This is a genomic window from Nocardia sp. NPDC052566 (assembly GCF_044547285.1).
Taxonomy (GTDB): domain Bacteria; phylum Actinomycetota; class Actinomycetes; order Mycobacteriales; family Mycobacteriaceae; genus Nocardia.
Window position 1 is genome coordinate 730,765 of sequence record NZ_JBIUAF010000004.1, and the last position, 26,761, is coordinate 757,525.

Genomic DNA, 26,761 nt, shown 5'->3' on the forward strand with positions numbered 1-26,761 from the left:
ACGACTGAAGCAGCGCTCCTACGAAACCCGCGAGGGTGAGAAGCGCACGGTCGTCGAGCTCGAGGTCGACGAGGTCGGTCCCTCGCTGCGCTACGCCACCGCGAAGGTCGCCAAGACCAGCCGCGGCGGCGGTGGCGGCGGCTTCGGCGGCGGCGCCGGTGCCGGTTCGAGTGGTGGTGGCGGCTACAACGCCAACAGCGGTGGCGGCGGACGTTCCGGCGGAGGCGCCGAGGACGATCCGTGGGGCAGCGCGCCCGCGGCAGGCTCCTTCGGGGGCGGCCGCATGGATGACGAACCGCCGTTCTAGACAACGGCTTTCATAGGTCCGATCGGCTCGGACCAATCACATTACGGAGTAGAAGACCATGCCTAAAGCGCCCGCGCGCGAAAAGGTGCTGAAGAAGAAGGCTTGCACTTTCTGCAAGGAAGCCAAGACCGGCACCGTCAACATTGATTACAAGGACACGGCGCTGCTGCGCAAGTACGTCAGTGATCGCGGCAAGATCCGCGCTCGCCGGGTGACCGGCAACTGCGTGCAGCACCAGCGCGACGTCGCCGTTGCCGTGAAGAACTCGCGTGAGGTCGCCCTGCTGCCTTACGTGTCGACGGCTCGCTGAGTAAGGGAGGCACGCACATGAAGCTGATTCTGACTGCAGATGTCGACAACCTCGGTGCCCCCGGCGACACCGTGGAGGTCAAGGACGGCTACGGCCGCAACTACCTGCTGCCGCGCGGCCTGGCGATCGTTGCCAGCCGTGGCGCGCAGAAGCAGGTCGACGGCATCCGCCGGGCGCAGGATGCCCGCAAGGTGCGCGACCTGGACCACGCCAACGAGCTGAAGCAGGCCATCGAGAAGCTGGAAGGCGTCTCGCTGTCGGTGAAGACCGCAGGCACCGGCAAGCTCTTCGGTTCGGTCACCCAGGCCGATGTCGCGGCTGCCATCAAGGCGGCGGGCGGCCCCGTGGTCGACAAGCGCAGCATCGAGCTGCCGAAGGCGCACATCAAGTCGACCGGCAAGCACAACGTCGTGGTGCACCTGCACCCCGATGTGGTTGCCAAGTTCGACCTGCAGGTCGCAGCGGCCAGCTGATTCAGTACCCATCGAAGGCCACCCCCGTGCTCGGCACCGGGGTGGCCTTCGATTGCGCTTTTTCCTGAACGCGGCATTGATAGCTGTCCATTAGCGGACGTTTGATATGCGCTGCTCAGCAATCTCGACGGCACTATGCGCGGCTTGATCTACCGCCGGTTTTCCGGCCTGTGGATTACCGAGAAAACCAACCGTTCGCAATGTGATCCGGGACATATCCATGCCACATGCCGTTAACCCAACACGCCCGGCTGTTCAACTGGACCGACACGCCGGAAGTTCATTCATCCACACGTGGATAGATTCGGAAATCGATATCTATCTGCACGTTTGAACACTGTGACCTGGGTTTTCCCCAAGTAGTACACAGGGGGTGCACACGGTTAGGTGAACAGTCCCCAACTTATCCACAGGTGTGTGCACAGTAGCGTTTGGCGACCGCCCACCGGGTCGCTTAGGTTCGTCGCAATGCCTTGAACGAAGCACCCGGAACCGCACGATTCGACGCTCACCTCGGCGATAGCTGGCAAACCGTAGCGGGCCTGTCGTACCCGGGGAGTAGAACGAGTCATCAATAACGAGTGATCAACAGGGTCGCACCCGGTCGTGGGGAAAGAGAGGACGGTCGAGTCTGGTGGCAGTCGTCGACGACCGCGGACACGCGGACTACCCACAGGAAGCGCCCGGCGAGGATTTCGGACGCCAGCCACCGCACGACATGGCGGCGGAACAGTCGGTGCTCGGCGGCATGCTGCTGAGCAAGGACGCGATCGCCGACGTCATCGAGGTGCTGCGCCCCGGCGATTTCTACCGTCCCGCGCACCAGGCCATCTACGACACCGTCCTCGATCTGTACGGTCGCGGCGAGCCCGCCGACCCGGTCACCGTCGCCGCCGGTCTCGACCGCCGCGGTGAGCTCAAGCGCATCGGCGGCGCCCCCTACATCGTCACCCTCACCCAGACCGTGCCGACCGCCGCCAACGCCGGCTACTACGCCGAAATCGTTGCGGAGAAGGCGATTCTGCGCCGCCTCGTCGAGGCGGGCACCCGCATCGTCCAATACGGCTACGCGGGCGCCGACGGCCAGGACATCGCCGAGGTCGTCGACCGCGCCCAGGCCGAGGTCTACGAGGTCACCGAACGCCGCACCACCGAAGACTTCATGCCACTGGAGGACCTCCTCCAGCCCACCATGGACGAAATCGACTCCATCGCCTCCCGCGGCGGCATCTCGCTCGGCGTCCCCACCGGCTTCACCGAACTCGACGAAGTAACCAACGGCCTCCACCCCGGCCAGATGATCATCGTCGCGGCCCGCCCCGGCGTCGGAAAGGCTCTCGCACTCGACACACCCCTGCCGACCCCCACCGGCTGGACCACCATGGGTGAGATCAAGGTCGGCGACGAACTCCTCGACAACCATGGCCGCCCGACCCGCGTCGTCGGCGCCACCGAGGTAATGACCGAACGTCCTTGCTACGAGGTCGAATTCTCCGACGGCACAGTCGTCGTCGCCGATGGAGAGCACCAGTGGCTCACCGAGACGCGCGCTTCGCGGCGCTCCGCACAGCAGGCGAAGACCGGCTACCACCGTTATCGCAACCAGCGCACCTTCGCCGCAGTCCGAACAACGAGCGAGATCGCGAATACGCTGCGCTGCGATACGGCTGATCGCAGACTCAATCACTCGGTGACGAATACCCGTGCGCTGCAACTGCCCACACGCGAGCTGCTGGTTCCGCCGTACACGCTCGGCGCCTGGCTCGGCGATGGAACATCGGCGTCGGCACAGATCACATCGGCGGATCCGGAGATCATCGCTTGCATCGAGGGCGAAGGGATCGTCGCCGTCCCGTCGCCGTCCGCGCATCTCCGATATCACCTGCGACTCCCGTCGGACGATCCGATCGCCGCGCGGCACTGCGCGGTATGCGGCGCCGAGTTCATTCCACACACCAGCGAGGTTCGTACCTGCGGCCGATCCTGTGGCGGTAAGGCGCGTTTCTACTCGGCGCCGGTCGCCGCCCCCACCTGCTCGCAGTGCGGTGGCCCATCGATCGGCTTGCGCCTGTGCCAGCCGTGCCGCAACAGCGTGGGCAGCGTGCAGGCCCGGCTACGGACCATCGGCGTGCTCGGCGACAAGCACATTCCTGTCCACTATCTGCGCGCGTCCGAGGCGCAACGACGTGCCCTGCTCGCGGGGCTGCTCGACACCGACGGCACAGTCACCCACGGTGGCTCGGTTCAGTTCAGCGTCGCCAGCGAGCGGTTGATTCGCGACGTGCAGGAGCTCATCGTCAGCCTCGGATACCGCTGCCAGGTCTCGACCAAGCGCGTCCGCGGCCGGACCGAAGCGTCCTCCATCGCTTACACAGTCACCTTCTCGACAGACGACGAGGTGTTCGGGCTGTATCGAAAAGCCCTGCTCCACAAGGAACGTCGCGCGACGCGCAGTACCGCGCGATCCAATTCGCGATACATCGTCGATGTCCGCAAGATCGACAGCGTGCCGGTGCGTTGCGTCGAGGTCGACAATGCCGAGCATCTCTACCTCGCGGGTCACTCGATGGTGCCGACCCACAACTCCACGCTCGGCATGGATTTCATGCGGAGTTGCTCGATCAAGCATGGGTTGGCGAGCGTTATTTTCTCCTTGGAGATGAGCCGCACGGAAATTGTTATGCGACTGCTCTCTGCCGAGGCGAAGATCAAACTCGGTGATATGCGTTCGGGGCGGATGAGTGATGACGACTGGACGAAACTCGCGCGGCGGATGAGTGAGATCAGTGAGGCGCCGCTGTTCGTCGACGATTCACCGAACTTGACCATGATGGAAATTCGGGCGAAGGCGCGGCGGATGAAGCAGCGGCACGACCTGAAGCTCGTCGTTGTGGACTACCTGCAGCTGATGACCTCCGGCAAGAAGGTGGAATCCCGTCAGCAAGAAGTCTCGGACTTCTCGCGAAATCTGAAGCTGCTGGCCAAGGAACTCGAAGTTCCGGTGGTCGCGATCAGTCAGCTGAACCGTGGTCCGGAACAGCGAACCGATAAACGCCCCATGGTGTCCGACCTTCGCGAATCCGGCTCGCTCGAGCAGGACGCCGATATGGTCATCCTGCTGCACCGGCCCGACGCCTTCGAGCGCGACGATCCGCGCGGCGGCGAAGCCGACTTGATTCTCGGCAAGCACCGTAACGGCCCGACCGCCACGATCACCGTCGCCCACCAGCTGCATTTGAGCCGGTTCGTGGATATGGCACGCGGCTAACCTCTCCGTCGGATGAACCGCCGGCGGTAGGGTTGGCGGGATGGATGAGGTGGGGGAGGGCGCGTTCGATGAGCTGCGTCCGCTGTTGTTCACGATCGCGTACGAGATCCTCGGTAGTGCGGCCGATGCCGAGGATGCCGTGCAGGACAGCTATCTTCGCTGGCGCGATACCGACCCTGCGACGGTCGAGTACCTGCGGCCCTATCTGAAGCAGATCGTCACGCGGCAGTCGCTCAATCGATTGCGGTCGCTGAGCAGGCGCCGCGAGGAGTACGTCGGCAACTGGCTGCCGGAACCGATCCGCACCGAGCACGACGCCAGTCACGATGTCCTGCTTGCCGAATCGGTATCGATGGCCATGCTGCTCGTGCTGGAAACCCTCGGCCCGACCGAGCGGGCCGTGTTCGTGCTGTCGGAGGTGTTCGGCCACAGCCTCATCGAGATCGCCGACATGATCGGCAAGTCCGCCGTCACCGTCCGCCAGATCGCCCACCGGGCACGCGCGCACGTCGGGGACCGCCGCAAGCGTTTCGAGCCCGACAGCGCGACAAGCCGCGCGGTGATCTCGCAGTTCATGCTGGCCGCCCGCACCGGTGACGTGCACACCCTGATGGACGTGCTCGCCCCCGACGTCGTGCAGCTCACCGATGGCGGCGGCGTGGTCACCGCGGCCCGCCGCCCGATCGTCGGTGCCGCCGAGGTCGCCAAGTATCTCATCGCCCTCGCCCGCGGCCCCATGGCGGAGATGACCTACGAGTACGGCACTTTCAACGCACTGCCCGCGATCCTGTGCCGGTCCACCGCGGACGGCCGGCTCGATACCATCCAGATGATCGAGCTGACCGACGGCCGCATCACCGGGCTGTACGCGGTGCGCAACCCGGAGAAGCTCCGCACCACCGAGGTCGTGCGCGCCATCCAGCGTGACTGAGACCACAGCGGCCGGATGTCACCCTCGCGAATCCCGCGGTGTCTCAGGGTTGTCCGGAATCAACGCGGCGTGGAGGAGAAGACCATGCAAACCATCACCGTCGAACGCACCATCGCGGCCCCGATCGACCAAGTCTTCGACTGGTGCGCGGTAACCACCAACTACGAACGCAGCCGCTGGATCCTGCGCTGCACCCTGGCCCAACCCGGCGAGGGCGCCCCCTACGGCGTCGGCGCGATTCGCCTGCACACCTGGCTGATCGGCCGCTTCGACGAACGCGTCACCCGCTACGACGCCCCGCACTCCTTCGACTATGTCGTCGACCGCAGCTTCCCTCCGGCCCGCCACGAAGGCGGCACCATGACATTCACCGAAGTACCCGGTGGCACCAAGGTCGTCTGGTCCACCACCGTCGAGATGGCCGTTCCCTTCGGCGCCGACCTGGCCACCCGCCTGCTCTCCCGCCCGATGGTGTCCCACGTCTTCGGGCGAATCCTGGCCGCCTGCGCCCGAGACCTCACCGATCGCCGCTAGTCAGGTGGTGATGGTCGCGACGGGTTCGAGACCGTAGGTGCGGGCGTAGCCGTTCTCGATGCCGACCAGGAGGTCGACGATCTCGAAATAGCGGTCCCAGAACGGGGTTTCGCGCAGTGCGTCGATGAGGAGTTGGTAGGCGCGGTGGTCGTCCGCCTCCCATACCCAGACGTCGGTGACGTGCGCGGAGTAGAACTCGGTGTCGTAGAAGCGTGACCGCACGCCGGTGGTCTTGGCCTCGATGGCGGGCAGTACCTGGGTGGTGAAGGCGTCCAAGCGTTCCTGGACGGTCAGCGCGAGCCACTCGGGTGTGGTCTTGACGAGCATGAAAGCCGTGACCGGCGGTTCGGGTTTCGCAACGGGCATGGGGGTGCCTCCAAAGGTGTTGGTGTGCAGGGTGTTCGGTCTCAGCCGCGGACAGCGGGCGCGAGGGTCTCGGCGCACCACTGCTCGAAGCTGGTGGGGGACACGGTGTCCGGGGTACGGGCGACCCCGGCGTCGAGGCCCTGGTCCTTGGCCCGCTTCATATCGACCACGCCTCGGGCGAACGCCTCGTCGAGGCCGTAGCCGACGAGGGTGGTGTACAGCTCGTCGAACGACTGGCGTTCGTAGCGGACCGGGCGGCCGAGCTGTTCGGTCATGATGCGGGCCATATCGTTGGGGGACAGGTCCTGCGGCCCGAGGACGGGAACGCTGTCGCTGCCGGTCCACGAACGATCGAGCAGCAGCCCGGCGGCGACGGCCGCGATGTCGGCGACAGCGACGCGGGGCGCTGCGCGGTCGGCGTCCAGGACGTCGACGAACACGCCGTTGTCGCCGATCGAGTCGACCTCCTCCAGGAAGTTCTCGAAGAAGGACGGATTGGCCAGCGCCCGGTAGGCGACGCCGGTGTCGGCGATGAGGTCGTCCATGGCGAAGGAGGCGGTGACCAGGCCCGCGCGGTCGGCGACCGGGGTGCCGCGGCCGAGCGCGGAGACACCGACGACATGGCCGACGCCGTGGGCGGCGAGCGCCTTCGCGGCGGGACGGGCGAAGCCGCTGAAGCCGTCCTGCGGGGGCAGGGAGCTGTCCGGGGGGACGAGCCAGAAGACGGCGTCCGCGCCGTCGAAGGCACGGTCGAGGGTCGCGGCGTCGCCGTGCGAACCGGTGATCACCTCGACGCGTTCGCGCGCCGCGTACGGGAGTCGCGCGGGATCGCGCGCGATCACCCGCAGTTCCTCGTCCGCGGACGCCAGGAGCCGGGCGAGTAGGGGACGCCCGATGTTCCCGGTGGGAGCGGTGATAACGATCATGAAAGCCTCGCTGGTCGGATCGGATCGGTACACCGCCATCCTGCGGAGAGCCAGGCGTTGCCACAATGGGAACTTCGGCACTGAATCATTGACTGAAATGGAATAATGCTGGTGAACAGCTCGAAACCGGCCCTCGACGCCAACCTCGCCATCGCGCTGGACGCCCTGTTGGCCGAGCAGAGCGTCACCCGCGCCGCCGCCCGCCTGCACTCCTCGCCCGCCGCCATGAGCCGCACCCTCGCCCGCCTGCGCCGCATCCTCCAAGATCCACTCCTGGTGCGGGCCGGACAGACCATGGTCCCCACCCCGCGGGCCGAGGCATTGCGCGACGAGGCCGCCGCGGTGGTGCGCAGCCTCGCGGCACTGCTCAGCCCCGGCGCCGGCGTCGACCCCGCCGCGCTGAGCAGCACCTTCACCCTTCAGTCCGCCGACCTGGTCGGTGCGGCACTCGCCCCTCGGTTGATGCGACTGGCCCAGCAGGAGGCGCCGGGAGTCTCCTTCCGGCTCCGGGCCGAAGAGCTGGAGGCCGGGTCCGCACTCCGCGACGGCCGGATCGATCTGGAGATCGGATCCATCGATCATGTGGATCCCGAAACCCAGGTCGAAGAGCTGGTCACCCTGCGCATGGTGGCGGCCGTCCGGCCCGGTCACCACCTCACCGAACAACCCCTGACCCCGGCCCGGCTCGCCGCCGCCCAGCACGTCGCGGTCAGCAGGCGCGGCCGGTTCACCGGCCCGCTCGACACCGCACTGGCGGAACGGAATCTGTACCGCCGCGTCAGCGTGGTGCTCCCCAGCCACCTGGCCGCCATGACCCTCGCCGCCCGCACCGACATCGTCTGCCTCGTCCCCGCCGCACTCCCCGGCGCCGCCCCATCCCCCCTCACCGACGACGCGACCGCCCTCGGACTGCGCCTCCTCGACATCCCCCTGCCCCTGCCGCCGCTGACCATCGGTATAGCCTGGCACCCTCGGCACACTGCCGACGGAGCCCACCGCTGGCTGCGCGGCGCCATCCGCCGCGCCCTCAGCACGTCGAGCGTTGCCAGCCAACACCTTTGAAATGCCGCGCCGAGTAGCGCACCGATCTGGTCGAACGCGCCCGCGCGCGCTTCGACAACGAGGCGCCGGTCGGCGAAGCACGGTGACGCGGCGCCGGATACGCGACAGAAACCCTCAGCCGAGCATGCCTTCGATCAGATCGGCGGCACGCACGGTGCCACCCTCGGCGCGCGCGTCGGCGCGCAGCCGCGCGGAGCGGCGGCCGACCTCCGCGTCGGTGACGAGGTAATCCAGTGCGGCCCTGAGGTTCTCGGCGGTGGCCTGCTCGGTGTCGATGCGCCGGGCCACGCCGAGTTCGACGAGCCGGTCGGCGTTCATGAACTGATCGGCGGCCTGCGGCACGGCGATCATCGGCACACCCGCCGCCAATCCTTCACCGCAGCCGCCCATTCCGGCATGGGTGACGAAGGCATCCGCCTTTTCCAGGATCGCGCGCTGCGGGACCCAGGAGTGCACTTCGACATTGGCCGGAATATCGCCGAGCTCCGCCGGGTCGGTGTACTTGCCGATCTGGAGCACGACGTGCCAGCCGGGCAGGTCGCCGAAGGCGGCGAGGCACCGGCGGTAGAACTCCGGCTGACGGGTGAACGCCGAGCCCAGTGAGATCAGCAGCACCCGCTCCGCACCGGCCGGGCGGACCCAATTCTCCTCTGCCGCACGGACGTTGAGGCAGGGGCCGACGAAAGACACCGCGTCGGCGTCGACCCGGTCGGCGTGCGGCTGCATCGCACGGGTGATCAGCGCCAGCGCACGCGCGGGCAGGCCCGAGAACGCGTCGACATCGGTGGTGGCCGCCCCGCAGTCGGTGAGCCACCGCGCGAACTTCGCGCGATGGTTGTCGGCTCCCGGCAGTTGCCGCAGTTGCGCGGCGATGTCCTGGTCATAACCGTCCCAGGCCACGAACGCCGGTGACAGCTGCACGATGGGGCGGCCCTGCACCTCGGCGAGTGCCCGCGCGGCATACGCGCCGATGTCGTACAGGTAGAGATCGGCCGGGTCGGCGTCATAGGCGGCGCGCAAGTGCGGGAGCGCCTGAATGGCGTTGTCCAGGAACAGATCCATCGCGGCGATGGGGTCGTCCGGCCAGTTGTTGTCGGCGACCGGGAGTATCGAGGGGACGGCGACGAGTTCGGCCCCGGCCGCGGTGATCAGTTCGGTCACGACCGGGTCGTTGGCGTAGGTCACGCGATGGCCGCGGGCCACCAGTTCGCGGATGATCTCGAGGCTCGGCAGCACGTGGCTGACGGCGGGGACCCCGATCATCGCGATGTGAGCGCGACGAGGCATAGCAGATCACTCATTTCAAATCGGAAGGGGTGGAAGGACTTTCGTCACTCGCGCGGGGCGGCGGCTTCGAGATCGGCGATGCTGCCCGACATGATCGTCCGCACGTGTTCGGTGATGTGCGCCAACGGCCAGTCCCACCAGGAGACCGCGAGCAGCCGGGCGATGTCCTCATCGTCGTAGCGGGTGCGGATGAGGCGGGCCGGGTTGCCGCCGACGATGCCGTAGTCGGGTACGTCGCCGGTGACCACGGCGCCGGAGGCGATGATCGCGCCGTGGCCGATGCGGACGCCCGGCAGCACGGTCGTGCCGTGACCGAACCAGACGTCGTTGCCGACGACGGTGTCTCCCCGGTTCGGCAGGCCGGTGAGCAGGTCGAAGTGTGCCGACCACGAGCCGCCCATGGTGGGGAACGGGAAGGTCGACGGTCCGTCCATGCGGTGGTTGGCGCCGTTCATGATGAACCGCACTCCGGTGCCGAGCGCACAGAACTTTCCGATGATCAGCTTTTCGGGTCCGTAGTGGTACAGCACATTTCGGGTTTCGAAGGCGGTCGGGTCGTCCGGGTCGTCGTAGTAGGAGAACTCCCCGACCTCGATCAGTGGCGAGGTGACCAGCGGTTTGAGCAGCACCACCCGGGGCTGGCCCGGCATGGGGTGCAGTACGGCCGGGTCCGCGGGAACGAGCGCGGGCATCGACAACCTCCTTAGTGCGACAATTGTTGCGTTACGATGCAACCACGCCCCGCCCCATCGAGCAAACGGATTACCGACGATGAGCTCCACACCCGCACCGGACCAGCCCCGGCCGACCGCATCCGCCCGGCCGGGCGGCCGCACCGCACGCATCCGCGCCCAGGTGCTCGACGCGGTCCGCGCGGAGTTGTCCGAAAACGGCTACGACGCACTCACCGTCGACACCGTCGCGGCGCGCTCGGGCGTGCACCGCACGACGGTGTACCGCCGTTGGCGCGACGTCGGCGGGTTACTCACCGACGTCTTCGACGACGCAGGCGACAACGACTGGCGGCCACGCGACACCGGCTCCCTGCACGGCGATCTGGCCGCGCTCAACCACGAGATCCAGCAATCCCTCACGGAGCAGCCATCACTCGCCATCGCGCTGATCGCGGCGTCGTTCCGCTCCGACGAAGCCGCTCGCGCCCTGCTGCGCCTATGGGAAGGCAAGTACGCCGACTGCGAGATCATCATCGAGCGCGCGATCCGGCGTGGCGAACTTCCCGAGGGCACCGACGCGCGCGCCGTGCTGCTCGCCGCGACCGCGCCGATCTACCACCAGCTGGTCCTGCTCCGCGCTACCCCCGACCCCAGCCTCCCTGACCACGCCGCCCGCACCGCCACACTCGCTGCATCCGCCGGCGCGTTCACCAGCCCACACTCACCCAACTGATTCAGCCGCGCGCGCATCGACGTCCCGCACACCGAATCGCCTGCGACACCGTGTGCCGGAAATCAGAAAGTGCGCGGCTGTGGTCAGACCGGCTGGCGGTCGAGCAGGTTCGCGGTGAGTCGGGCCAGTCGATCGGCGGCTTCCGGACTGAAGGGTGCGCCGTGCACGTCGACCGGGTTGTCCTGCATGAACGCGCTCAGTGGCGCCGTCGGCGGGTGGTCGAGGTGGCGCAGGATTCGGGTGAGCGCGGCTTCCATCGGCTGGCCGCGCTCGCGCATGCCCGCGACGATCTCGGCGCTGACGGCATCGTATTCGCCGGTGAACGCGGTTGCCGTCAGCCCGGGATGCAGTAGGACATAACGGATTCGACTGTCCGGATAGCGGCGGGTGAAGCCAACCGCGAGGAGATCGCTCAACTTCCCGCATTGCCCCATGACCGCATCCGGATCATAGGTTCGGGCGAATTGCAGGTCATCCCAACGCATTCCAGCGAGGTCACCGCCCGGGCCCGACAGATCGAGAACCACCGGTTCGTCGGCCTGTTCGAGCCGCGTGACGAGGCCGTGCACGAACAGATACCTGCTGAGATAGAACAGCGCGAAATTCGCTTCGAGATCGTCGGCGGTGACGAAACGCGTTGCGCGGTAATACCGTGCGGCGAGTACGAGGATGTCGACGACCCGGTGGGCCGCCTCGATCCGCTCGATCACCCTCCGGTTCTCCCCGATCGTGCTCAGATCCGCCTGGATGAATTCGACGCGCTCATCGGCGCCGAATTCGGCGGCCGTCTCGAGCAACGCCCGCCCTTTCCCCGCATTGGTACCGATGACGACTACCCGGTCGCCACGGCGGAGGTAGGTCAGCGCGAGCGCCTTTCCCATGCCGTCGGTGCCACCGGTGATCACGACTGTCTTCACGGATCTTCCCTTCCTAGTGGACTAGCTAGATCAGTAAACTAGACCGATGGGTATAGGTCAATAAGTCTGCTTCAGTAGACCCGTGAGTACAAACAACTAGTCCGGCCGATACGATGGACCGATGAGCGCGTTGGAAACCGCCGAGCAGGCGCCGTCCCGCGGGCGGATCGATAAGCAGCAGGCCGTGCTGGCCGCGGCCTTCGCCGTCTTCGCCCGTGGCGGCTACGCCCAGGCCCGAGTGGACGACATCGCCGCCGAGGCCCAAGTCGCCAAGGCCACCGTCTACAACCACTTCCACGACAAGGAGTCGCTGTTTCGCCAAGCGGTGCAATCGCTTTCGCGCACCGCCCTGGCGGCCAACCTCGCCGCGATCGAGAAGCTCGCGTCCGCCGATGGCGACCTCACCACTCGCCTGACCGAGGTCGGGCGGCACCTGATCGAGTGCTACTGCACCGAGGAATCGCGAACGCTGCGCCGCCTGGTCTGCGCCGAAGCCACCCAATTCCCGGACCTGGTCGACCTCGTGACCGAGGTGTCCCGCCGCGCCACCTCGGCCCTGGCCGACCGGCTCGCGCGGCTGTCACTGGCCGGTGAACTCGAGATCGACGACCCGGAGCTGGCGGCCGCCCAATTCGCCGCGCTCCTCGCCGGCCCCGCCGACAGCCTGCTCCGGCTCGGCACCAGCCAACCCTCCGACACCGAACTCCGCGCCGTCACCGACGCCGCGGTGCGCACCTTCCTCAAAGCCTTCGGCCCAGGCCGATAGTCCGCACAACCCGGAAAAGACGACTCCCATCGAATCCGCTTACGCCGCTACTCGGCCCCGCTACGTGACGCGGCCGAACCGCGGTGATGATCCGGCAACCGCTCCCTCGAAACAGCATGCGCCACAAGGCAATGGATGGCGGCGCGCACGAGATGTGCTGTCTGCGTGACCGGCAGGGTCGGGCAATCTAGCCGTCTTCGCCGCCCTGCCCCGTTGCCGCACCGGCCGCCAAGAGTCTCTGCGCCATTGTGCGGCAAAGGATTCCGAGTTCCGGCGGGTCGAGCACCTCGAAGTCGTGGCCGAGCAGCAGCACGTATGCGATTATGCGGTCGAGATTGTCCGCGCCGCTGAGTATTTCGCATCGCTCGGTCCCGCGGGCTCGCACGACGGCAGCCCCCGCCGGAATCTGGGCGCGCACGACATCGGCGGACGCGTGGATCAAGAAGCGCGCTCGATGCTGGTACACCCGGCTCGAAACACTCTCCTGCACATAGGTCGCCGCGTCCGGGGCCGGGCGCGGACGAAAGCGCCAAGTCCGTGCGGCCACCTCGGTCATCCGGTCGACGCGGAAGGTGCGCCAGTCGTCGCGGTCCAGGTCATAGGCGAGCAGGTACCAGCGACGATCGGAGGCGACCACGCGGTAGGGCTCGACCCGCCGCCCGCGCACCTCGCCGCGCGACGGATAGTCGAAGCAGGCCTCGACCTCGTCACGGCAGGCTCTGGCGAGCGTCATCAGGACATCGGGATCGACCGGCGTACGGCCGCCGTCGAAGGATTCCACCGCGCCGGACAGTGCCCGCACCTCGTGCCGCAGCCGGGTCGGCAGCACCCGGTCGAGCTTGGCAAGCGCGCGCAGCGCGGCGTCACCGGTACCGGCGACCGCGCCGTTCACACCGAGCAGCAGCGAGACCGCGGTGACGATCGCCTCCTCGTCGTCGAGCAGCAGCGGCGGCAGGTCCTGACCGCGGCCGAGCTGATAGCCACCGCCGACGCCGTGGCTGGCATGCACCGGATAGCCGAGCGTGCGCAGCCGCTCGATATCGCGGCGCACCGTGCGCGGCGTGACCCCGAGCCGGTCGGCTAGTTCGGGACCGGTCCAGACCTGGCGTTGCTGCAGCAGCCCGAGCAGGGTGAGCACCCGCTCGGTCGTGCCGAGCTCGTCGAAGTCCATATCACCCAGCTTGGCACAATAGCGGACCGATACTGTCCGCTAGGGGTGCGAGGGTGACGCTATGGACACAGAAGCAACGGACACAGACGAAGCGACGGGGATGGCGCTCGACTGGAATCACTCGCTGCGCGAACAGTGGGAATTCCACTGGACACACCAGGTCAAGGCCAGGCTCGAGGGCCTCACCGACGACGAATACTTCTGGTCACCGGTGCCGGACAACTGGAGTGTGCGCCCGCGCGGCGCCTCGACGGCGCAGATGCAGGCAGGCGTCGGCGACTTCACTATCGATTTCGCCTACCCGCAGCCGGACCCCGCGCCGTTCACCACGATCGCTTGGCGCCTCGGCCACGTCATCGTCGGCGTGCTCGCCGCGCGCAACGCGGCGCACTTCGGCGCACCGGCGGCGTCCTATGAGACGTGGGAGTACGCGGGCAACGCGGCAACCGCACTCGACCAGCTGGAAACCCAGATCGACACCTGGCTGGCCGGTGTGCGCGACCTCGGCGCGGACGGACTCCTGGTCCCTGTCGGCAACAAGGAGCCGTTCCCCGAGCTGACCGTGGCCGATCTGGTGCTGCACATCCACCGCGAGCTGATCCATCATCTGTCCGAGGTGTGCCTGCTGCGCGACCTCTACGTTCACTCGAATCTCGTTACCGCGGAAGGGAACTGATGATCAAGCACGTCGACCCCGAAGACCTCTACAACAATCCGGCCTTCACCCAGGGCGTGATCGCCCCCGCCGGGCCGACACTCTACGTCGGCGGCCAGCTCGGGTCCGACCGCACCGGAAAGCTGCTCGACGGACTCGAAGAACAAACCAAACAGGCCATGCGCAACGTGCTGTCCGTCCTTGCCGCCGCGGGCACCGGCCCCGAACACGTCGTCAAACTCAACATCTATCTCATCGACGGCGCCGACGTACAAGCCGGATACGCGGCATCCCAATCGGTGTGGGGCGACCACCGCACCGCCATCACCGTCATCTCCACCGCGGGCCACGCCCGCCCCGGCGCACTCGTGGAGATCGACGCGATCGCGCTCATCCCCGAAGCCGGGCAATAGCGGCCGACCGCCATCGGCCCTGGTTGTCGCATCGACGCCATATGGAACTGGTGACGCCGCAGTAACGCTTCGGTCCCGGAAGACGACGTCTCTCGTGACACATGGCCTGTCGGGGGGCCTGTCCGTCCACTTGTTGGTTCTGAGATGGGGATTTGGACATGGCTCTTCGTGAGTTCTTCGCGCGACATCGCATGGCCTCGGCCGTCGCCGCGCCCGCGGCGCTCGGGGTGGCGGCGGTGGTCGCCGCGTCGTTCGCGCTGACGACATCGACACCGCAGACCAGGGATACCGTGCTGACGTCGTCGGTGACGGAATGCCACGACATGGTGACGATCTCGGTGGCCGGGCGTAACGACACGCCACGCGCGGGGACCACGAAGCTGCTCGTCGACGCCAACGGCAATGAATTGCCCGCCGCGCTGTCCGGTGACCACAGCAGCGAATGGCTGGATCCGGTGGTCAACGCACCGGCCAACGGCACCGATCCCGGCTCCTACGCCGCGGTCTACATCGCGTATCCGGCGAATATGTCCACCTATGAGGATGCCGTCAACACCGGCGTCGCGAATACCGAACAGGTGATGCGGGAGATCACGCAGGCCTGTCCGAACACCAGGTTCTCCATCGTCGGCTACAGCGAGGGTGCCGACGTGGTGCGCCGGGTCGCGACGAAGGTCGGCAATTCGGAGGCGGACAAGGACGGTAAGTACGGCGTCGTCGACCCGGACAAGGTGGTCGGCGTGGTGATCCTCGCGGACGCGGGCCGCTCGGCCGAGGGCGGTCCGTTCCCCGGCGCGAAGGATCCGAACCATCCCGACAACTTCGACCCGGCCTACGGCGGCAAGGCGACGCCGGGCCAGGGCGCGCTGCCCGGCACCGCGGGCAGCTTCGGCAAGCTGAACGGCAAGGTCGCCTCGTTCTGCTCCGACGGCGACCTCACCTGTTCGGCGCCGAAGAACATTTCGCTGCTGCAGCTGGCGATCAACGTGGGCAGGCAGGTGAACGTCGACGCGCTCGAGCGCGAGGGGCTGACGCCCGCGACCGGCGGCGATGTCGCCGCCGCGCTCGGCCGCATCGCGCTGGCCGCCTTCGCCGATATCGCCTCGCAGCCGAACTGGATGCGCAGCGACGAGACCTTCCTCCAGGTGCTGCTTCGTGTCTCGGATCCGGCCTACAAGCCGGGCCAGACGCCGAAGGCGCAGGCGGCCGCCGACACGATCGCGGCCGGTGACATGTCGCCGCTGGCCTACCTGCCGCAGAAGATCCTGAACGAGATCATCGGTCTCATCGTGACCAACCAGAACACCATCCCGGTGATCATGAGCGATCCCTACCAGCAGACGCTCGGCCCGAACCACACCGGTCACCACTTCGACTACTGGAAGGACGCCGACCCCGCCAACGGAAAGCCGCTGACCTCCGCCGAATACGCGGCCGCCTGGCTCACGCATCTGGCGAAGCAGGCGCAGGCTGGCGAGCCGGTCGACACCAAGGCCAAGCCGGAGTCGGCGGACGTCGCCGCCGTGTACAAGGCCGCGGCGGCCACCACGGCGGCAAAGGCGGCCACGGCGACCAGCTCCACCACGGCGGCGCCGACCACCACCACGAGCACGAAGACCACGGCGCCGACCACCACCAGCACCACACCGACGACCACCAGCGGTCAACCGAGCACCACCACCGGTCAGCCGACCACCACACAGCAGCCGGCCACAACAACGCCACCGGCGACCCCGGCGCCGATCGCTTCGGCGCCGAAGCGCGAAACCCAGAGCCCGGCAACCACTTCGGAGACGACAACCCCGCCGGCTCCCACCACGACCGCCGCACCTACGACCACCACCCAGCCGCCCACCACCACCCCCGCACCGACCACAACGGCGGTCGGATAAGCACGTCGAACCGAAACGCCCTGCTCGGCACCGAAATAGGTGCCGAGCAGGGCGTTCGTAATTCAGCGGCAGCGCGGTGCCACGACTACCATGGGCGACCGGATCCCGGGAGGAATAGTTGATCGCACGAATCTGGCGTGGCCACGTACGCACCGAGCGCGCCGCCGACTACGTCGCCTACATCAACGGCACCGGCATCCGCGAATATCTGGAGACCCCAGGCAATCTCGGTGCCCAGATGCTGACCCGCGACCTCGGCGACGGCCGCACCGAGATCCGCACGCTGAGCTGGTGGGAATCACTGGACGTGATCCGCGGATTCGCCGGCGAGGATATCGAGAAGGCCGTCTACTACCCCGAGGACGACGACTACCTCCTCGACCACGAACCCACCGTCACCCACTACACGGTCGCCGCCGGATCGACTCCCGGCTCCGTTATCCCGTAGCCCCTTCGGCGAAGGTGTCGGGGGTGAAGGTGTAGCGGAGGAACCAGCGGTGCATCTGGCGCTGTAAAGCTTTGTCGCCGTGGACATCTACTGCCGGATCGCGGAGCAGTTGCGGCCAGGTCAGATGGCCGAGCCACCAGCGCGTCACGGCGGCGGTTGGCGCGGTGAGCCACAGGTCGATCGGGGCGCCGGTATCGTCGCGGCACAGATTCACGCCCGTTCGGGACAGGTGCAGCCAGAAGTCGCGGTCGGGCGCGGCGCGGTCGGTGAATTCGATGGCGAGAACGACGGTGTGGCCCGGGAGGGCTTCGGTGTCGATGCGGCGCTGAATGTCCCAGGTCAAGGCGGCGGTATCGAGATGATCATCGGACAGGGCCGCACTATCGGTATCCATTGCCCAGCGGGCCAATTCCCGTACCACCGGCGAGAGAGCGAACCCCGCTGCGGTGAGCCGGTATTCACCATCGACGAACTCGACCACCGCGGCGGCGCGCAGCCCGCGCAGACGGGCGGACAGCGTCGCGCGCGGGATGCGGGGCAGACCGCGCCGGATATCGGTGAACGTGGTCGCGCCGAGCAGCAGTTCGCGAACTATCAGCATCGTCCATCGCTGCCCGAGCACGTCCAATGCTCGTGCGACCGCACAGAACTGACCGTAACCACTCATATCCGAAGGGTAAGTACGCGGTTCAATTCTTGAACTGGATCCGCCGAATACGCCGATCGACGATCGACATCATGGAATCGGATCGAAATATCTTGCACCGCATCGGCAATACGTCGCTGTTGCCTTTGCGGCGCGTTCTGCCGGACAACGGCGCGCGCATCGTCATGAAACTCGAGAGCGAGAATCCCACCGGAAGCATGAAGGACCGGATGGCGCTGGCGATGATCCGGGCGGCAGAACGGGACGGGCGGCTGCCCCAGGGTGGCACGGTCGTCGAATACACCGGCGGCAGCACAGGCGTCTCACTCGCGCTGATCTGCGCGGTGCTCGACTATCCGCTGCGTATCGTCACCTCGGATGCCTTCGCGCGGGAAAAACTCGAGCACATGCGGGTTCTGGGCGCCGAGTTGGAGGTCTTGCCGAGCGTTGACGGGAGGATGACCGAACAGCTGACACGAGACATGGTCGAGGCAGCGCGCAAAGCGACGATGCGTACCGGCGGCTACTGGACCGATCAGCTGAACAACACCGACCAGTTGCAGGCCTATGACGAACTGGCCGAGGAGATTTGGACCCAGACCAGCGGGCGGATCGATGCCTTCGTACAGAGCGTCGGCACCGCGGCATCACTGCGTGGCATCGGCGCGAGACTGCGCCGTCACAACCCACGGATCAGCATCGTCGCCGTGGAGCCCGCCGAATCCCCGGTACTGTCCGGCGGCACGACCGGGGCGCACGGCATCGACGGAGTGGGGGCAGGCTTCGTCGTACCGCTGTGGCAGCCGGGTCTGGCCGATCGGATCGAACAGGTGTCGACCGAAGAAGCCGCGGCCATGACCCGCCGGTTGGCCAGGGAGGAAGGCCTGTTCGCGGGCACCTCAACGGGCGCCAACGTGGTCGCCGCCCTGCGCGTGGCCGATCGACTCGGCCGTGACTCGACCATCGTCACCCTCCTGTGCGACACCGGCATGAAGTACCTCAGCAAGGTGGCGTGACCGCGACGAGGCGCAGTATCTCCCCGTCGCACTCCGCAGTCGCCGACATCGCGGGAATCGAAACCGGGGCGGGGCGGGGCATGATGGGATGACGGACGGCCGACCAGATGGCCGTTATCGCTGTTCCGCAGGGGAGGCTGCCAACGATGGTTACCGGCGATCGGGTTCACGCATTCACCGGCGACGCACTCGGCGAGCACGATGCCGTCGGGCTGGCGGAGCTGGTCCGGGATGGGCAGGTGAGCCCGCGAGAGCTGGCCGACGCGGCGGCGGCCCGGGCGCGCGCGGTCGAACCGCAGCTCAACGCCATCGTTTTCGACGCGCTCGACAACCCGCGCCTGCCGACGACGAAGGGTGGACGGTTCTACGGTGTGCCGTCGTTCGTCAAGGACAACACCGATGTGCGCGGTATGCCGACAGGGCACGGCAGCGCGGCTTTCCGCGCACGTCCCGCGAAACAGGACACCGACTACACGCGGCAGTTCCTGAGCACCGGGGTGAGCGTGCTCGGCAAGACGACGCTCTCGGAGTTCGGGCTCAGCCCGACCACCGAGTGGGCCGGCCGCGAGCCGACCAGAAACCCTTGGCACACCGGGTATTCCGTCGGCGCGTCGTCCGGCGGTTCGGCCGCGCTCGTCGCCGCGGGCGTCGTGCCGTTCGCGCACGGCAACGACGGCGGCGGTTCGATCCGCATCCCCGCGGCCTGCGCCGGACTGGTCGGGCTCAAACCGAGCAGGTACCGCCATGTGGACGGCCCGCAGGCCAGGCAGCTGCCGATCAAGCTGGTCTCCGAGGGCGTGCTGACCCGCACCGTCCGCGATACCGCCGCGTATCTGGCCGCGGCGGAAGAATTCTGGCGCAACCCGGCGCTGCGCCCGGTCGGCATGGTGCACGGGCCGGGCACCCGCGAACTCCGCGTCGGCTTACTGATCGACACGGTGACCGGCGCGCAGGTCGATCCGCAGACCAAGGCGACCGTCGAGCAGACCGCGAGCCTGCTCGAAAAGGCCGGGCACAGCGTCGAACCCGTGGCCGCGCCGGTCGGCACCGAGTTCGTCGCCGACTTCCTCCAGTACTGGGAGCTGCTCGCCGATGTGATCACGCTGACCGGAAAGCTCTCCTTCGACCGATCGTTCGACAGCGGCGAACTCGACCCGCTCACCCGCGGGCTCGCCCGCGGCCACCGCGCCCACCTGCTGCGCACACCTGGTGCGCTGCTGCGGCTGCGCAAGGCCGCCGCGGACTACGCGCGCGCCTTCGACCGGTTCGACATCGTCGTCTCCCCGGTGCTGGCGCACATCACCCCGCCGCTCGGCTACCTCAGTCCGGCAATCGCTTTCGACGTGCTGCTGCAGCGGCTGACCGACTACGTCGGCTACACGCCGCTGCAGAACGTGGCGGGCGCGCCCGGGATATCGCTGCCGATGGGCCTGGCCGCCGAGGGCGTCCCCATCGGCGTCCACCTGTCCGCCGCCCACGGCGACGAACGCACGCTGCTCGAGGCCGCCTACACCCTCGAAGCGGCACAGCCGTTCCCGCGCATCCAGCCCTGAACGGCTGTCGCGATCCGGCCGATCGCGGCAGATCGCGGCATGCCGCCGCGTCCCGAATACGCCGCGTCCCGGCGCGCACCTACGGAAATTGCCGTCGCACGCTGCGGGTTGTTCTAAGGGAACCACCAGGGGCGCATCAATATCCCGCCGAGCTCAGGCCAGATACGGCCAACCTGTTCATGCCTCGATACCCAGGGCAGACAACCCATCATCCCGCCTCTATGCTCCGGTTGGTCGAAAGCGAGCTGTGCCATGTCATGTACAACCTTCAGTCCTGATCCTGCGTGCGTCCGCGCGGTGATCCGATGACACGGCGCGGCTGGGCGCTGTTCCTTGCGATGGGCCTGATCTGGGGCGTTCCCTACGCGATGATCCGGATCGCGGTCGAGGATCTGGATCCGATGGTGGTCGCCTTCGGGCGCACCGCGATCGGCGCGCTGATCCTGCTGCCGATCGCCGTGTACATGAAGGTGCTGACCCCGGTCTTCCGCCGCTGGAAGCCGTTGCTGCTCTACACCGTCGTCGAGATCACCGGCCCGTGGCTGCTCATCGGGCACGCCGAGACCACGCTGAACAGCTCGACCACCGGTCTGCTGATCGCCGCCGTCCCGCTGATCGCCATCGTGATCGTGACCAAGCTCGGCCACGACCGGTTCGACGCCCGCCGCACCATCGGCCTGATCGTCGGCTTCGCCGGCGTCGCGGCGCTGGTCGGCCTCGATTTCGATCTGACGCATCCGGCCGCGCTCGGCGCGCTCGCGGTCAGCGTGATCGGCTATGCCGTCGGCCCGATCATCATCAACCGCGCGCTGGCCGATCTGCCGCCGATGGGCGTTGTCACCGGTTCGCTGCTGCTGGCCGCGGTGATCTACACGCCGTTCGCGATCGCGCTGTGGCCCGAGCACATCACCGCGGACGCGGGCTGGTCGGTGCTCGGCCTGGCGGTGATCTGCACGGCCGCGGCGTTCCTGGTGTTCTTCGCGCTGATCAGCGAGGTCGGCCCGGCGCGGGCCACGGTGATCACCTACATCAACCCGGCCGTGGCCATCGTGCTCGGCGTCGCCGCGCTCGGCGAGCCGCTGACCCTCGGCATGCTGATCGGCTTCCCGCTGGTCATCCTCGGTTCGATCCTCGGCACCCGCCGCGCGGCCGAAAAGGACGCGGCGCTGGCGGATGCCGAACCACCGGACCGCGACGAGGCGGTCACCCGGCCGGTGTGATGTCGGGCAGTATGGTCCGGTGAGCCAGCAGAATCCGGATCTGATCGATGTCGCCACCGCCTATGACAATGTCGCTGAGCTGTATACCCGGATAACCGCGGACCTTCTGGCGAGCAACCCGTTCGACCGGGCGATGCTCACGGTGTTCGCGGAACTGGTGCGCGGCAACGGTTCCGGGCCGGTCGCCGATCTCGGCTGCGGGCCGGGCAGGCTGACCGGTCATCTGGCCGAGCTCGGGCTCGACGTCTTCGGCATCGATCTCTCGCCGCAGATGATCGAGCTGGCCAGGCAGGCGCATCCGACGCTGCGCTTCGACGAGGGTTCGATGGAGTCGCTCGCGCTCGCCGACGCGAGCCTGGCCGGGATCGTCGCGTGGTACTCGATCATTCATCTGACGCCCGATCGCGTCCCTGACGTGTTGGCCGAACTCCATCGGGTACTCCGCCCGGAAGGGCATGCGTTACTTGCCTTCTTCGGCGCGGACGCCGCCGATGTGGCGGCGGCGTTCGACCACAAGGTGGTGCGGGCGTACCGCTGGGCGCCCGACCGACTCGCCGAGCTCCTTGTGGCACAGGGGTTTTCGGTGGTGTTGCAGTCGGTCCGGGCGCCGCTGCCCGAGGAGCGGTTCACCCAGGGCTACCTGCTGGTGTCAAAGGATCGTTGAAATCGGCGCACCTGCGCCGCCGAACCGGTAACTTTGAACCTGCGCGGGATTCATGGCCGCGCGGCCCATCCGACAAAGTGGTCGATTCATCATCGAAACAAACTCACCACTGTCGTCAGGGGGCGACTGACCATGGAGTTCATTTCACCTATCGATGCCGCGTTCCTGCTCGGCGAATCACGTGAGCACCCGATGCACGTCGGCTCGCTGCAGCTGTTCGAGGCGCCGGAGGACGCCGGGCCCGACTTCGCCCAGCGCACCCACGAAATGCTGCTGGAACACCGCGATTTCGATCCGACGTTCCGCAAGCGCCCCGCGAAGTTGTGGGGCACACCGCAGTTGGCGTGGTCACAGGAGGACGAGGTCGATATCGATTATCACGTCCGCCGCTCGGCGCTGCCCTCGCCCGGCGGTATCGCTCAGCTGCTCGAGCTGGCCTCCGACCTGCACAGCGTGCTGCTCGACCGGCACCGCCCGCTGTGGGAGATCCATCTGATCGAGGGGCTCGGCGACGGCCGCTTCGCGCTGTATTCGAAGATGCACCACGCGCTGATCGACGGCGTCGCCGCGCAGCGACTGGTGCAGCGCACGCTGACCAGCGACGCCTCGTCGCATGAGGCACTGGTGCCGTGGCAGCTGCCACGGCGGCAGAAGCGCACCGAATCACCCGGCGGATCGACGTTGAGCGGCGTGGCCAGGAACCTGAGGTCCGCGGCCGCCGCGGCGCCCGCCGCGCTGCGGGTGGCCAGGGCCGCACTGCTGCAACAGCAGCTGACCTTGCCGTTCGCCGCGCCGCGCACCATGTTCAATGTGCCGATCGGCGGCGCACGCCGCTGCGCCATGCGCTCCTGGCCGCTGGAGCGGATCAGGCAGGTGAAGAAGGCGACCGGCTCGACCGTCAACGACGTGGTGCTCACCATGTCGGCCGGCGCGCTGCGCGGCTATCTGCTGGAGCGGAACGCGTTGCCGGACAAGCCGTTGATCGCCATGGTGCCGGTCTCGCTGCGGGGTGAGGACGACAACGGGGATCAGAGCGGCGTCAAGGTCGGCGCCATCCTGTGCAACCTCGGCACCGATGTCGCGGATCCACTGGAGCGGCTGCGCGTGGTCAGCGAATCCATGTGCCGCAGCAAGGAGATCTACCGCTCGCTGTCGAGTACGCAGACCATGGCGCTGTCCGCGCTGATGCTCAGCCCGCTGGCGCTGACGCTGCTGCCCGGCATCGTCTCGCTGACCAACCCGCCGTTCAACATCGTCATCTCGAACGTGCCAGGCCCGCGCGAAACCATGTACTGGAACGGCGCCCGCCTCGACGCCACCTATCCGATGTCGATCCCCTTCGACGGCCAGGCCGTGAACATCACCCTCACCACCAACGCCGAGAACCTCGACTTCGGTCTCGTCGGCTGCCGCCGCAGCGTCCCGCGACTGGAGCGCCTGCTCGACCACCTCGAACAATCCCTCACCGCGCTGGAGGAGGCCGCACTGTAGCGAGGGCCGCGCAAGGCCGGAGACAGCAAAACTAGAACGTGTTACATTCGGGAGAACCCGTTCTGAGCATCTTCGGCGACCGCCGCGCGAGTAGGGAGACCCTCACCCATGCGTACCGACATCTGCGACCGGCTGGGGATCGAATTCCCCCTCTTCGCGTTCACCCACTGCCGCGATGTGGCCGCGGCGGTCAGCAATGCCGGGGGGCTCGGCGTGCTCGGGGCGGTCGGATTCACCGCCGAACAGCTCGAGGTCGAACTGGCGTGGCTCGACGAACATGTGCACGGCGTGTACGGCGTCGACCTGGTCATCCCGTCGAAGTACGAGGGCAAGGGCATCGACGGCCTGTCCCCCGAGGAGCTGGAAAGCAAACTGGCGGAACTGGTTCCGCAGGGCCACCGGGATTTCGCGGAGCAGCTGCTCGTCGATCACGGCGTGCCGCCGCTGCCCGACAGCGAGCACCACAACCAGCTGCTCGGCTGGACCGCGACCACCGTCGCACCGCAGATCGAGGTGATCCTGCGCCACCCCAAGGCGAAGCTGGTCGCCAACGCGCTCGGCACGCCGCCGCCGGATGTCGTCGAGCAGATCCAGGGTTCGGGCAGGCTGATCGGCGCGCTGTGCGGATCGGTGAAGCACGCGCTGAACCACAAGGCAGCGGGCCTGGATTTCGTTGTCTGCCAAGGCACCGAGGGCGGCGGGCACTGCGGCGAGATCTCCTCGCTTGTGCTGTGGCCGCAGGTGATCGATGCGGTCGGCGACCTGCCGGTGCTCGCGGCGGGTGGCATCGGCAACGGCCGCCAGGTCGCCGCGGCGCTGGCGATGGGCGCGGCGGGCGCGTGGACCGGCTCGCTGTGGCTGACCGTCGAGGAGGCCAATGTGCCGCCAGCACAGATGCAGACCTATATCGACGCCTCCAGCCACGACACCGTGCGCTCGCGGTCGTGGACCGGTAAGCCGTGCCGCATGCTGCGCAACGACTGGACCGACGCCTGGGAGCAGACCGACACCCCCGATCCGCTGCCCATGCCGCTGCAGATGATGGTCGCGCTGGACGGCGTCAAGCGCGGGCATCGCTACCCCGAGGCCGCCAAGGACGTGAACTTCAATCCGGTCGGCCAGGTGGTCGGCATGATGAACCGCGTGGAGCGCTCGGCCGACGTGGTCGCACGCTTGATCAACGAATACGTCGAGGCGTGCGACCGCCTCAACAAGCTCAACGGGTAGGCAGATCCCGCCGCAGCAGCGCGGTCTCCCTGGCGTGACCGCGCTTGCCGAGCACCCGGTACAGCAGGCGCACCGGCGGCGGGATCTCCTTGGTGAAGGCCGACCACTCGTGCGCGTCGGCCTCCTCGTGGATATGCCCGAGGAAGACCAGGCCGCGGCTCTTGGACATCGACGCCATGCCGCGCTTGGCGAGTTCGGCCCACTGCGTGGCCGTCATCGTGCGCGCGACGATCGGGAGTACCGAATTCTCCTCCTCCACAAGGTGTTCGGTCAGCACCCGATGCAGCTGAACGAACGCGTCGGCGAGGCGCGCGCCGATCTCGGGATCGGCCGTGCGCGCCCACACCCCGAGGTTGCTCTCGACGGCATGGATCGGTTCGTCCATCGCCTCGTGCTGCGCCTGCATCCGATCAACCAGTGCCGGATCGATATCGGCGGCACGCAGGCGCGGCCACACCAGTTCGTCCTCGGAGGTGTGGTGATGGTGCAGCGCGGCCAGCATTTCGCGGGCATGCGCGGCCACCCGCCCTGCCTGCTCGACATCGCGTGCGGGCGTGGCCGTGACGATCCGGCCGAGCAGGCCGAACTCGCGGGTGAACACGCGGTGCACCAGCACCATGTCCTGTGTCTCGCAGCCAGGCGAATCCATTGCCGCACGGCTCATTTCGAACGCCATCTGTTTCCCTCCCCGCGCGCCGCCGCGTCGGCGGCGCCGTGATTCTCGCTCCCCGGGCTATCCGGACAGCGTGAAATCTCGGCGGTCGCGGGTTTCGTTAACCGCGGTTAACGCGGCCAGTCCGCGAACGGCTGCTCGAGCACGGGATCGGTGATGCCCGCCCAGCAGGCCAGCTCGGCGGTATTCCAGCCGGCGAGCTCGGAGCCGTTCTCGTAGACGGACTGGAAGAACTGGAGGGCGGCGCCGACCGGGTCGTCCGCCTTTCGCGCGTCGTCGTAGGCGAGCTGGGCGGTGTGCCCGGACCCGGCGCTCACCCAGCGCGCGGCGGGCGGGCGCAGGATCCGATCGGACAGCCCGCCGGGTTCCGGTGCGACGTAGGAGTAGAACGTGGGCGCGGGCACCTTGTCGTCGCCGAACCAGAAGCCCGCGCTGATCACCTCGCGCGAATAGGCCTCGCGCGTCACCGAATCCACCGACGCGGGCATATCGATACGCCGGTCGGAGAACCGCTGCACCGCCAGATCGAAGGAGTGCCAGAACAATTGGACCGGGCTGATCTTGCCGGAGTAGGTGGCACCGAACTCCTCGAGTATCTGCCCGACCTGGCTCAGTACCCGGAAGGCGTGGCGCACCTTGTCCGGGTCGTAGTTCGCATGCTCGGTGTCGTCCTCGAACGGACGGGTCTTGTCCGGCAGATCGAATGGATGCGGGTGCGGCAGTACGACATCCACGCCGAGATCGGACAGCCCGTTCATCACATCGCCGTAGAAACTGGATACGGACTGGTCGATCAGCTCGATCTCCACCTCGACCCCGTGCGTCGTCGCGATGCGCAGCACGTGATCGAAGAAGTCGAAGGCGCAGGTGAACACCGGACCGTTGCGCGCGGTGCCGAGCGGCACGGTGGTCCAGCCGCGCGCGGTGAGCCGGTAGGTCATATGCCACCAGTGGTTGCGGCGGATGCCCTGGGCCAGCGCGACCTTGCCGACGACCTGCGCGAATCGGTGCAGCGTCTCCTTGGTCGGCCGCCACGACTCCAGCGGGATGGCGGGTAGCGGCTCGGATGCGGCGGTCATAGCCGAACGGTACCGCCGGACTCGGGCTCGCCGTGCTGACGCGGCCGGGCGGATCGCCG

Annotated in this window: 27 protein-coding genes and 1 pseudogene; 19 read left to right on the forward strand and 9 right to left on the reverse strand. The window is 67.6% G+C overall.

Annotated elements, in window-relative coordinates:
* The 6 genes and pseudogenes from ACIG5A_RS23180 to ACIG5A_RS23205 form a co-directional block, all read left to right on the forward strand.
* Positions 1-307: pseudogene (locus tag ACIG5A_RS23180) on the forward strand (single-stranded DNA-binding protein); the annotation flags it as partial.
* 58 nt (positions 308-365) lie between these two features.
* Positions 366-617, forward strand: a complete 252-nt coding sequence (gene rpsR / locus ACIG5A_RS23185) for a 30S ribosomal protein S18 (RefSeq protein WP_227997676.1) — start codon at positions 366-368, stop codon at positions 615-617.
* Positions 618-634: 17 nt separating this feature from the next.
* Positions 635-1,090 carry a 50S ribosomal protein L9 gene (rplI, locus tag ACIG5A_RS23190; protein ID WP_397243244.1) on the forward strand — a complete coding sequence of 152 codons (456 nt, stop codon included), beginning with the start codon at positions 635-637 and terminating at the stop codon, positions 1,088-1,090.
* A gap of 634 nt (positions 1,091-1,724) precedes the next feature.
* Positions 1,725-4,358 carry a replicative DNA helicase gene (gene dnaB, locus ACIG5A_RS23195; protein WP_397243246.1) on the forward strand — a complete coding sequence of 878 codons (2,634 nt, stop codon included), beginning with the start codon at positions 1,725-1,727 and terminating at the stop codon, positions 4,356-4,358.
* A gap of 40 nt (positions 4,359-4,398) precedes the next feature.
* Positions 4,399-5,289, forward strand: a complete 891-nt coding sequence (locus ACIG5A_RS23200) for an RNA polymerase sigma-70 factor (protein ID WP_397243248.1) — start codon at positions 4,399-4,401, stop codon at positions 5,287-5,289.
* Positions 5,290-5,373: 84 nt separating this feature from the next.
* Positions 5,374-5,823: an SRPBCC family protein gene (locus ACIG5A_RS23205; RefSeq protein ID WP_397243250.1), complete on the forward strand. Its 450-nt coding sequence runs from the start codon at positions 5,374-5,376 to the stop codon at positions 5,821-5,823.
* Here the strand turns inward: ACIG5A_RS23205 and ACIG5A_RS23210 are convergent, their stop codons facing one another.
* Together ACIG5A_RS23210 and ACIG5A_RS23215 are read right to left on the reverse strand one after the other, a co-directional pair.
* A complete protein-coding gene (locus ACIG5A_RS23210; protein ID WP_397243252.1) occupies positions 5,824-6,189 on the reverse strand; it encodes a darcynin family protein in 366 nt (121 codons plus the stop codon).
* Between the two features lie 41 nt (positions 6,190-6,230).
* Positions 6,231-7,115, reverse strand: coding sequence for an NAD(P)H-binding protein (locus tag ACIG5A_RS23215; protein ID WP_397243254.1), 885 nt, complete (start codon positions 7,113-7,115; stop codon positions 6,231-6,233).
* A 111-nt stretch (positions 7,116-7,226) separates the two neighbouring features.
* On the opposite strand from ACIG5A_RS23215, the gene ACIG5A_RS23220 reads away from it, so the two are divergent.
* A complete protein-coding gene (locus tag ACIG5A_RS23220) occupies positions 7,227-8,177 on the forward strand; it encodes a LysR family transcriptional regulator (RefSeq protein WP_397243256.1) in 951 nt (316 codons plus the stop codon).
* Positions 8,178-8,291: 114 nt separating this feature from the next.
* Here ACIG5A_RS23220 and ACIG5A_RS23225 read toward each other — a convergent pair whose 3' ends face one another.
* Together ACIG5A_RS23225 and ACIG5A_RS23230 are read right to left on the reverse strand one after the other, a co-directional pair.
* On the reverse strand, positions 8,292-9,464 hold the full coding sequence (locus tag ACIG5A_RS23225; RefSeq protein ID WP_397243258.1) for a macrolide family glycosyltransferase: 1,173 nt from the start codon (positions 9,462-9,464) through the stop codon (positions 8,292-8,294).
* Between the two features lie 44 nt (positions 9,465-9,508).
* Positions 9,509-10,156 (reverse strand): CatB-related O-acetyltransferase, encoded by a 648-nt coding sequence (locus ACIG5A_RS23230; protein WP_397243260.1) that lies wholly within the window; start codon positions 10,154-10,156, stop codon positions 9,509-9,511.
* A gap of 79 nt (positions 10,157-10,235) precedes the next feature.
* Between ACIG5A_RS23230 and ACIG5A_RS23235 the strand changes: the two genes are divergently transcribed.
* A complete protein-coding gene (locus ACIG5A_RS23235) occupies positions 10,236-10,871 on the forward strand; it encodes a TetR/AcrR family transcriptional regulator (RefSeq protein WP_397243262.1) in 636 nt (211 codons plus the stop codon).
* A gap of 83 nt (positions 10,872-10,954) precedes the next feature.
* Here ACIG5A_RS23235 and ACIG5A_RS23240 read toward each other — a convergent pair whose 3' ends face one another.
* Positions 10,955-11,788, reverse strand: a complete 834-nt coding sequence (locus ACIG5A_RS23240; protein WP_397243264.1) for an SDR family NAD(P)-dependent oxidoreductase — start codon at positions 11,786-11,788, stop codon at positions 10,955-10,957.
* A 121-nt stretch (positions 11,789-11,909) separates the two neighbouring features.
* On the opposite strand from ACIG5A_RS23240, the gene ACIG5A_RS23245 reads away from it, so the two are divergent.
* Positions 11,910-12,554, forward strand: a complete 645-nt coding sequence (locus ACIG5A_RS23245) for a TetR/AcrR family transcriptional regulator (RefSeq protein ID WP_397243266.1) — start codon at positions 11,910-11,912, stop codon at positions 12,552-12,554.
* 187 nt (positions 12,555-12,741) lie between these two features.
* Here ACIG5A_RS23245 and ACIG5A_RS23250 read toward each other — a convergent pair whose 3' ends face one another.
* Positions 12,742-13,725, reverse strand: coding sequence for a helix-turn-helix transcriptional regulator (locus ACIG5A_RS23250; protein WP_397243268.1), 984 nt, complete (start codon positions 13,723-13,725; stop codon positions 12,742-12,744).
* Positions 13,726-13,786: 61 nt separating this feature from the next.
* On the opposite strand from ACIG5A_RS23250, the gene ACIG5A_RS23255 reads away from it, so the two are divergent.
* The 4 genes from ACIG5A_RS23255 to ACIG5A_RS23270 all read left to right on the forward strand — a co-directional run bounded on the left by ACIG5A_RS23255 (position 13,787) and on the right by ACIG5A_RS23270 (position 17,133).
* Positions 13,787-14,401 (forward strand): DinB family protein, encoded by a 615-nt coding sequence (locus ACIG5A_RS23255; protein ID WP_397243270.1) that lies wholly within the window; start codon positions 13,787-13,789, stop codon positions 14,399-14,401.
* Complete coding sequence (locus ACIG5A_RS23260) at positions 14,401-14,793, forward strand: RidA family protein (protein ID WP_397243272.1); 393 nt, start codon at positions 14,401-14,403, stop codon at positions 14,791-14,793. The genes ACIG5A_RS23255 and ACIG5A_RS23260 overlap by 1 nt, the downstream gene beginning before the upstream one ends.
* Positions 14,794-14,951: 158 nt before the next feature.
* Positions 14,952-16,685 carry a cutinase family protein gene (locus ACIG5A_RS23265; RefSeq protein WP_397243274.1) on the forward strand — a complete coding sequence of 578 codons (1,734 nt, stop codon included), beginning with the start codon at positions 14,952-14,954 and terminating at the stop codon, positions 16,683-16,685.
* A 118-nt stretch (positions 16,686-16,803) separates the two neighbouring features.
* A complete protein-coding gene (locus ACIG5A_RS23270) occupies positions 16,804-17,133 on the forward strand; it encodes an antibiotic biosynthesis monooxygenase family protein (RefSeq protein WP_397243276.1) in 330 nt (109 codons plus the stop codon).
* On the opposite strand, the gene ACIG5A_RS23275 is transcribed toward ACIG5A_RS23270, so the two are convergent.
* A complete protein-coding gene (locus ACIG5A_RS23275; RefSeq protein WP_397243278.1) occupies positions 17,123-17,800 on the reverse strand; it encodes a winged helix-turn-helix transcriptional regulator in 678 nt (225 codons plus the stop codon). The two genes, ACIG5A_RS23270 and ACIG5A_RS23275, sit on opposite strands and share 11 nt — an antisense overlap.
* Positions 17,801-17,871: 71 nt before the next feature.
* On the opposite strand from ACIG5A_RS23275, the gene ACIG5A_RS23280 reads away from it, so the two are divergent.
* The 6 genes from ACIG5A_RS23280 (at position 17,872) to ACIG5A_RS23305 (ending at position 24,950) form a co-directional block, all read left to right on the forward strand.
* Positions 17,872-18,795: a PLP-dependent cysteine synthase family protein gene (locus ACIG5A_RS23280; RefSeq protein ID WP_397243280.1), complete on the forward strand. Its 924-nt coding sequence runs from the start codon at positions 17,872-17,874 to the stop codon at positions 18,793-18,795.
* Between the two features lie 146 nt (positions 18,796-18,941).
* Positions 18,942-20,348 (forward strand): amidase, encoded by a 1,407-nt coding sequence (locus ACIG5A_RS23285; protein ID WP_397243282.1) that lies wholly within the window; start codon positions 18,942-18,944, stop codon positions 20,346-20,348.
* Between the two features lie 305 nt (positions 20,349-20,653).
* Positions 20,654-21,568, forward strand: a complete 915-nt coding sequence (locus ACIG5A_RS23290) for a DMT family transporter (protein ID WP_397243284.1) — start codon at positions 20,654-20,656, stop codon at positions 21,566-21,568.
* Between the two features lie 19 nt (positions 21,569-21,587).
* On the forward strand, positions 21,588-22,232 hold the full coding sequence (locus ACIG5A_RS23295; RefSeq protein WP_397243286.1) for a class I SAM-dependent methyltransferase: 645 nt from the start codon (positions 21,588-21,590) through the stop codon (positions 22,230-22,232).
* A gap of 132 nt (positions 22,233-22,364) precedes the next feature.
* Positions 22,365-23,723: a wax ester/triacylglycerol synthase family O-acyltransferase gene (locus ACIG5A_RS23300; RefSeq protein WP_397243288.1), complete on the forward strand. Its 1,359-nt coding sequence runs from the start codon at positions 22,365-22,367 to the stop codon at positions 23,721-23,723.
* Between the two features lie 108 nt (positions 23,724-23,831).
* Positions 23,832-24,950: an NAD(P)H-dependent flavin oxidoreductase gene (locus ACIG5A_RS23305; RefSeq protein ID WP_397243290.1), complete on the forward strand. Its 1,119-nt coding sequence runs from the start codon at positions 23,832-23,834 to the stop codon at positions 24,948-24,950.
* Here ACIG5A_RS23305 and ACIG5A_RS23310 read toward each other — a convergent pair.
* Together ACIG5A_RS23310 and ACIG5A_RS23315 are read right to left on the reverse strand one after the other, a co-directional pair.
* On the reverse strand, positions 24,940-25,626 hold the full coding sequence (locus ACIG5A_RS23310) for a hemerythrin domain-containing protein (protein ID WP_397243292.1): 687 nt from the start codon (positions 25,624-25,626) through the stop codon (positions 24,940-24,942). The genes ACIG5A_RS23305 and ACIG5A_RS23310 overlap by 11 nt on opposite strands.
* A gap of 107 nt (positions 25,627-25,733) precedes the next feature.
* Positions 25,734-26,702: a DUF5996 family protein gene (locus tag ACIG5A_RS23315; RefSeq protein ID WP_397243294.1), complete on the reverse strand. Its 969-nt coding sequence runs from the start codon at positions 26,700-26,702 to the stop codon at positions 25,734-25,736.
* Between the last annotated feature and the right edge of the window lie 59 nt (positions 26,703-26,761).

Bases quoted from the DNA above. Each gene is read 5' to 3' on its own strand.
- rpsR (WP_227997676.1), top strand. From the start codon at position 366: ATGCCTAAAGCGCCCGCGCGCGAAAAGGTGCTGAAGAAGAAGGCTTGC.
- ACIG5A_RS23205 (WP_397243250.1), top strand. From the start codon at position 5,374: ATGCAAACCATCACCGTCGAACGCACCATCGCGGCCCCGATCGACCAA.
- ACIG5A_RS23280 (WP_397243280.1), top strand. From the start codon at position 17,872: ATGGAATCGGATCGAAATATCTTGCACCGCATCGGCAATACGTCGCTG.
- ACIG5A_RS23230 (WP_397243260.1), bottom strand. From the start codon at position 10,156: ATGCCCGCGCTCGTTCCCGCGGACCCGGCCGTACTGCACCCCATGCCG.
- ACIG5A_RS23210 (WP_397243252.1), bottom strand. From the start codon at position 6,189: ATGCCCGTTGCGAAACCCGAACCGCCGGTCACGGCTTTCATGCTCGTC.
- ACIG5A_RS23260 (WP_397243272.1), top strand. From the start codon at position 14,401: ATGATCAAGCACGTCGACCCCGAAGACCTCTACAACAATCCGGCCTTC.
- ACIG5A_RS23285 (WP_397243282.1), top strand. From the start codon at position 18,942: ATGGTTACCGGCGATCGGGTTCACGCATTCACCGGCGACGCACTCGGC.
- ACIG5A_RS23290 (WP_397243284.1), top strand. From the start codon at position 20,654: ATGACACGGCGCGGCTGGGCGCTGTTCCTTGCGATGGGCCTGATCTGG.
- ACIG5A_RS23215 (WP_397243254.1), bottom strand. From the start codon at position 7,115: ATGATCGTTATCACCGCTCCCACCGGGAACATCGGGCGTCCCCTACTC.
- ACIG5A_RS23315 (WP_397243294.1), bottom strand. From the start codon at position 26,702: ATGACCGCCGCATCCGAGCCGCTACCCGCCATCCCGCTGGAGTCGTGG.
- ACIG5A_RS23200 (WP_397243248.1), top strand. From the start codon at position 4,399: ATGGATGAGGTGGGGGAGGGCGCGTTCGATGAGCTGCGTCCGCTGTTG.
- ACIG5A_RS23300 (WP_397243288.1), top strand. From the start codon at position 22,365: ATGGAGTTCATTTCACCTATCGATGCCGCGTTCCTGCTCGGCGAATCA.
- ACIG5A_RS23250 (WP_397243268.1), bottom strand. From the start codon at position 13,725: ATGGACTTCGACGAGCTCGGCACGACCGAGCGGGTGCTCACCCTGCTC.
- ACIG5A_RS23245 (WP_397243266.1), top strand. From the start codon at position 11,910: ATGAGCGCGTTGGAAACCGCCGAGCAGGCGCCGTCCCGCGGGCGGATC.
- ACIG5A_RS23255 (WP_397243270.1), top strand. From the start codon at position 13,787: ATGGACACAGAAGCAACGGACACAGACGAAGCGACGGGGATGGCGCTC.
- ACIG5A_RS23265 (WP_397243274.1), top strand. From the start codon at position 14,952: ATGGCTCTTCGTGAGTTCTTCGCGCGACATCGCATGGCCTCGGCCGTC.
- ACIG5A_RS23225 (WP_397243258.1), bottom strand. From the start codon at position 9,464: ATGCCTCGTCGCGCTCACATCGCGATGATCGGGGTCCCCGCCGTCAGC.
- ACIG5A_RS23305 (WP_397243290.1), top strand. From the start codon at position 23,832: ATGCGTACCGACATCTGCGACCGGCTGGGGATCGAATTCCCCCTCTTC.
- ACIG5A_RS23275 (WP_397243278.1), bottom strand. From the start codon at position 17,800: ATGAGTGGTTACGGTCAGTTCTGTGCGGTCGCACGAGCATTGGACGTG.
- rplI (WP_397243244.1), top strand. From the start codon at position 635: ATGAAGCTGATTCTGACTGCAGATGTCGACAACCTCGGTGCCCCCGGC.
- ACIG5A_RS23235 (WP_397243262.1), top strand. From the start codon at position 10,236: ATGAGCTCCACACCCGCACCGGACCAGCCCCGGCCGACCGCATCCGCC.
- ACIG5A_RS23310 (WP_397243292.1), bottom strand. From the start codon at position 25,626: ATGGCGTTCGAAATGAGCCGTGCGGCAATGGATTCGCCTGGCTGCGAG.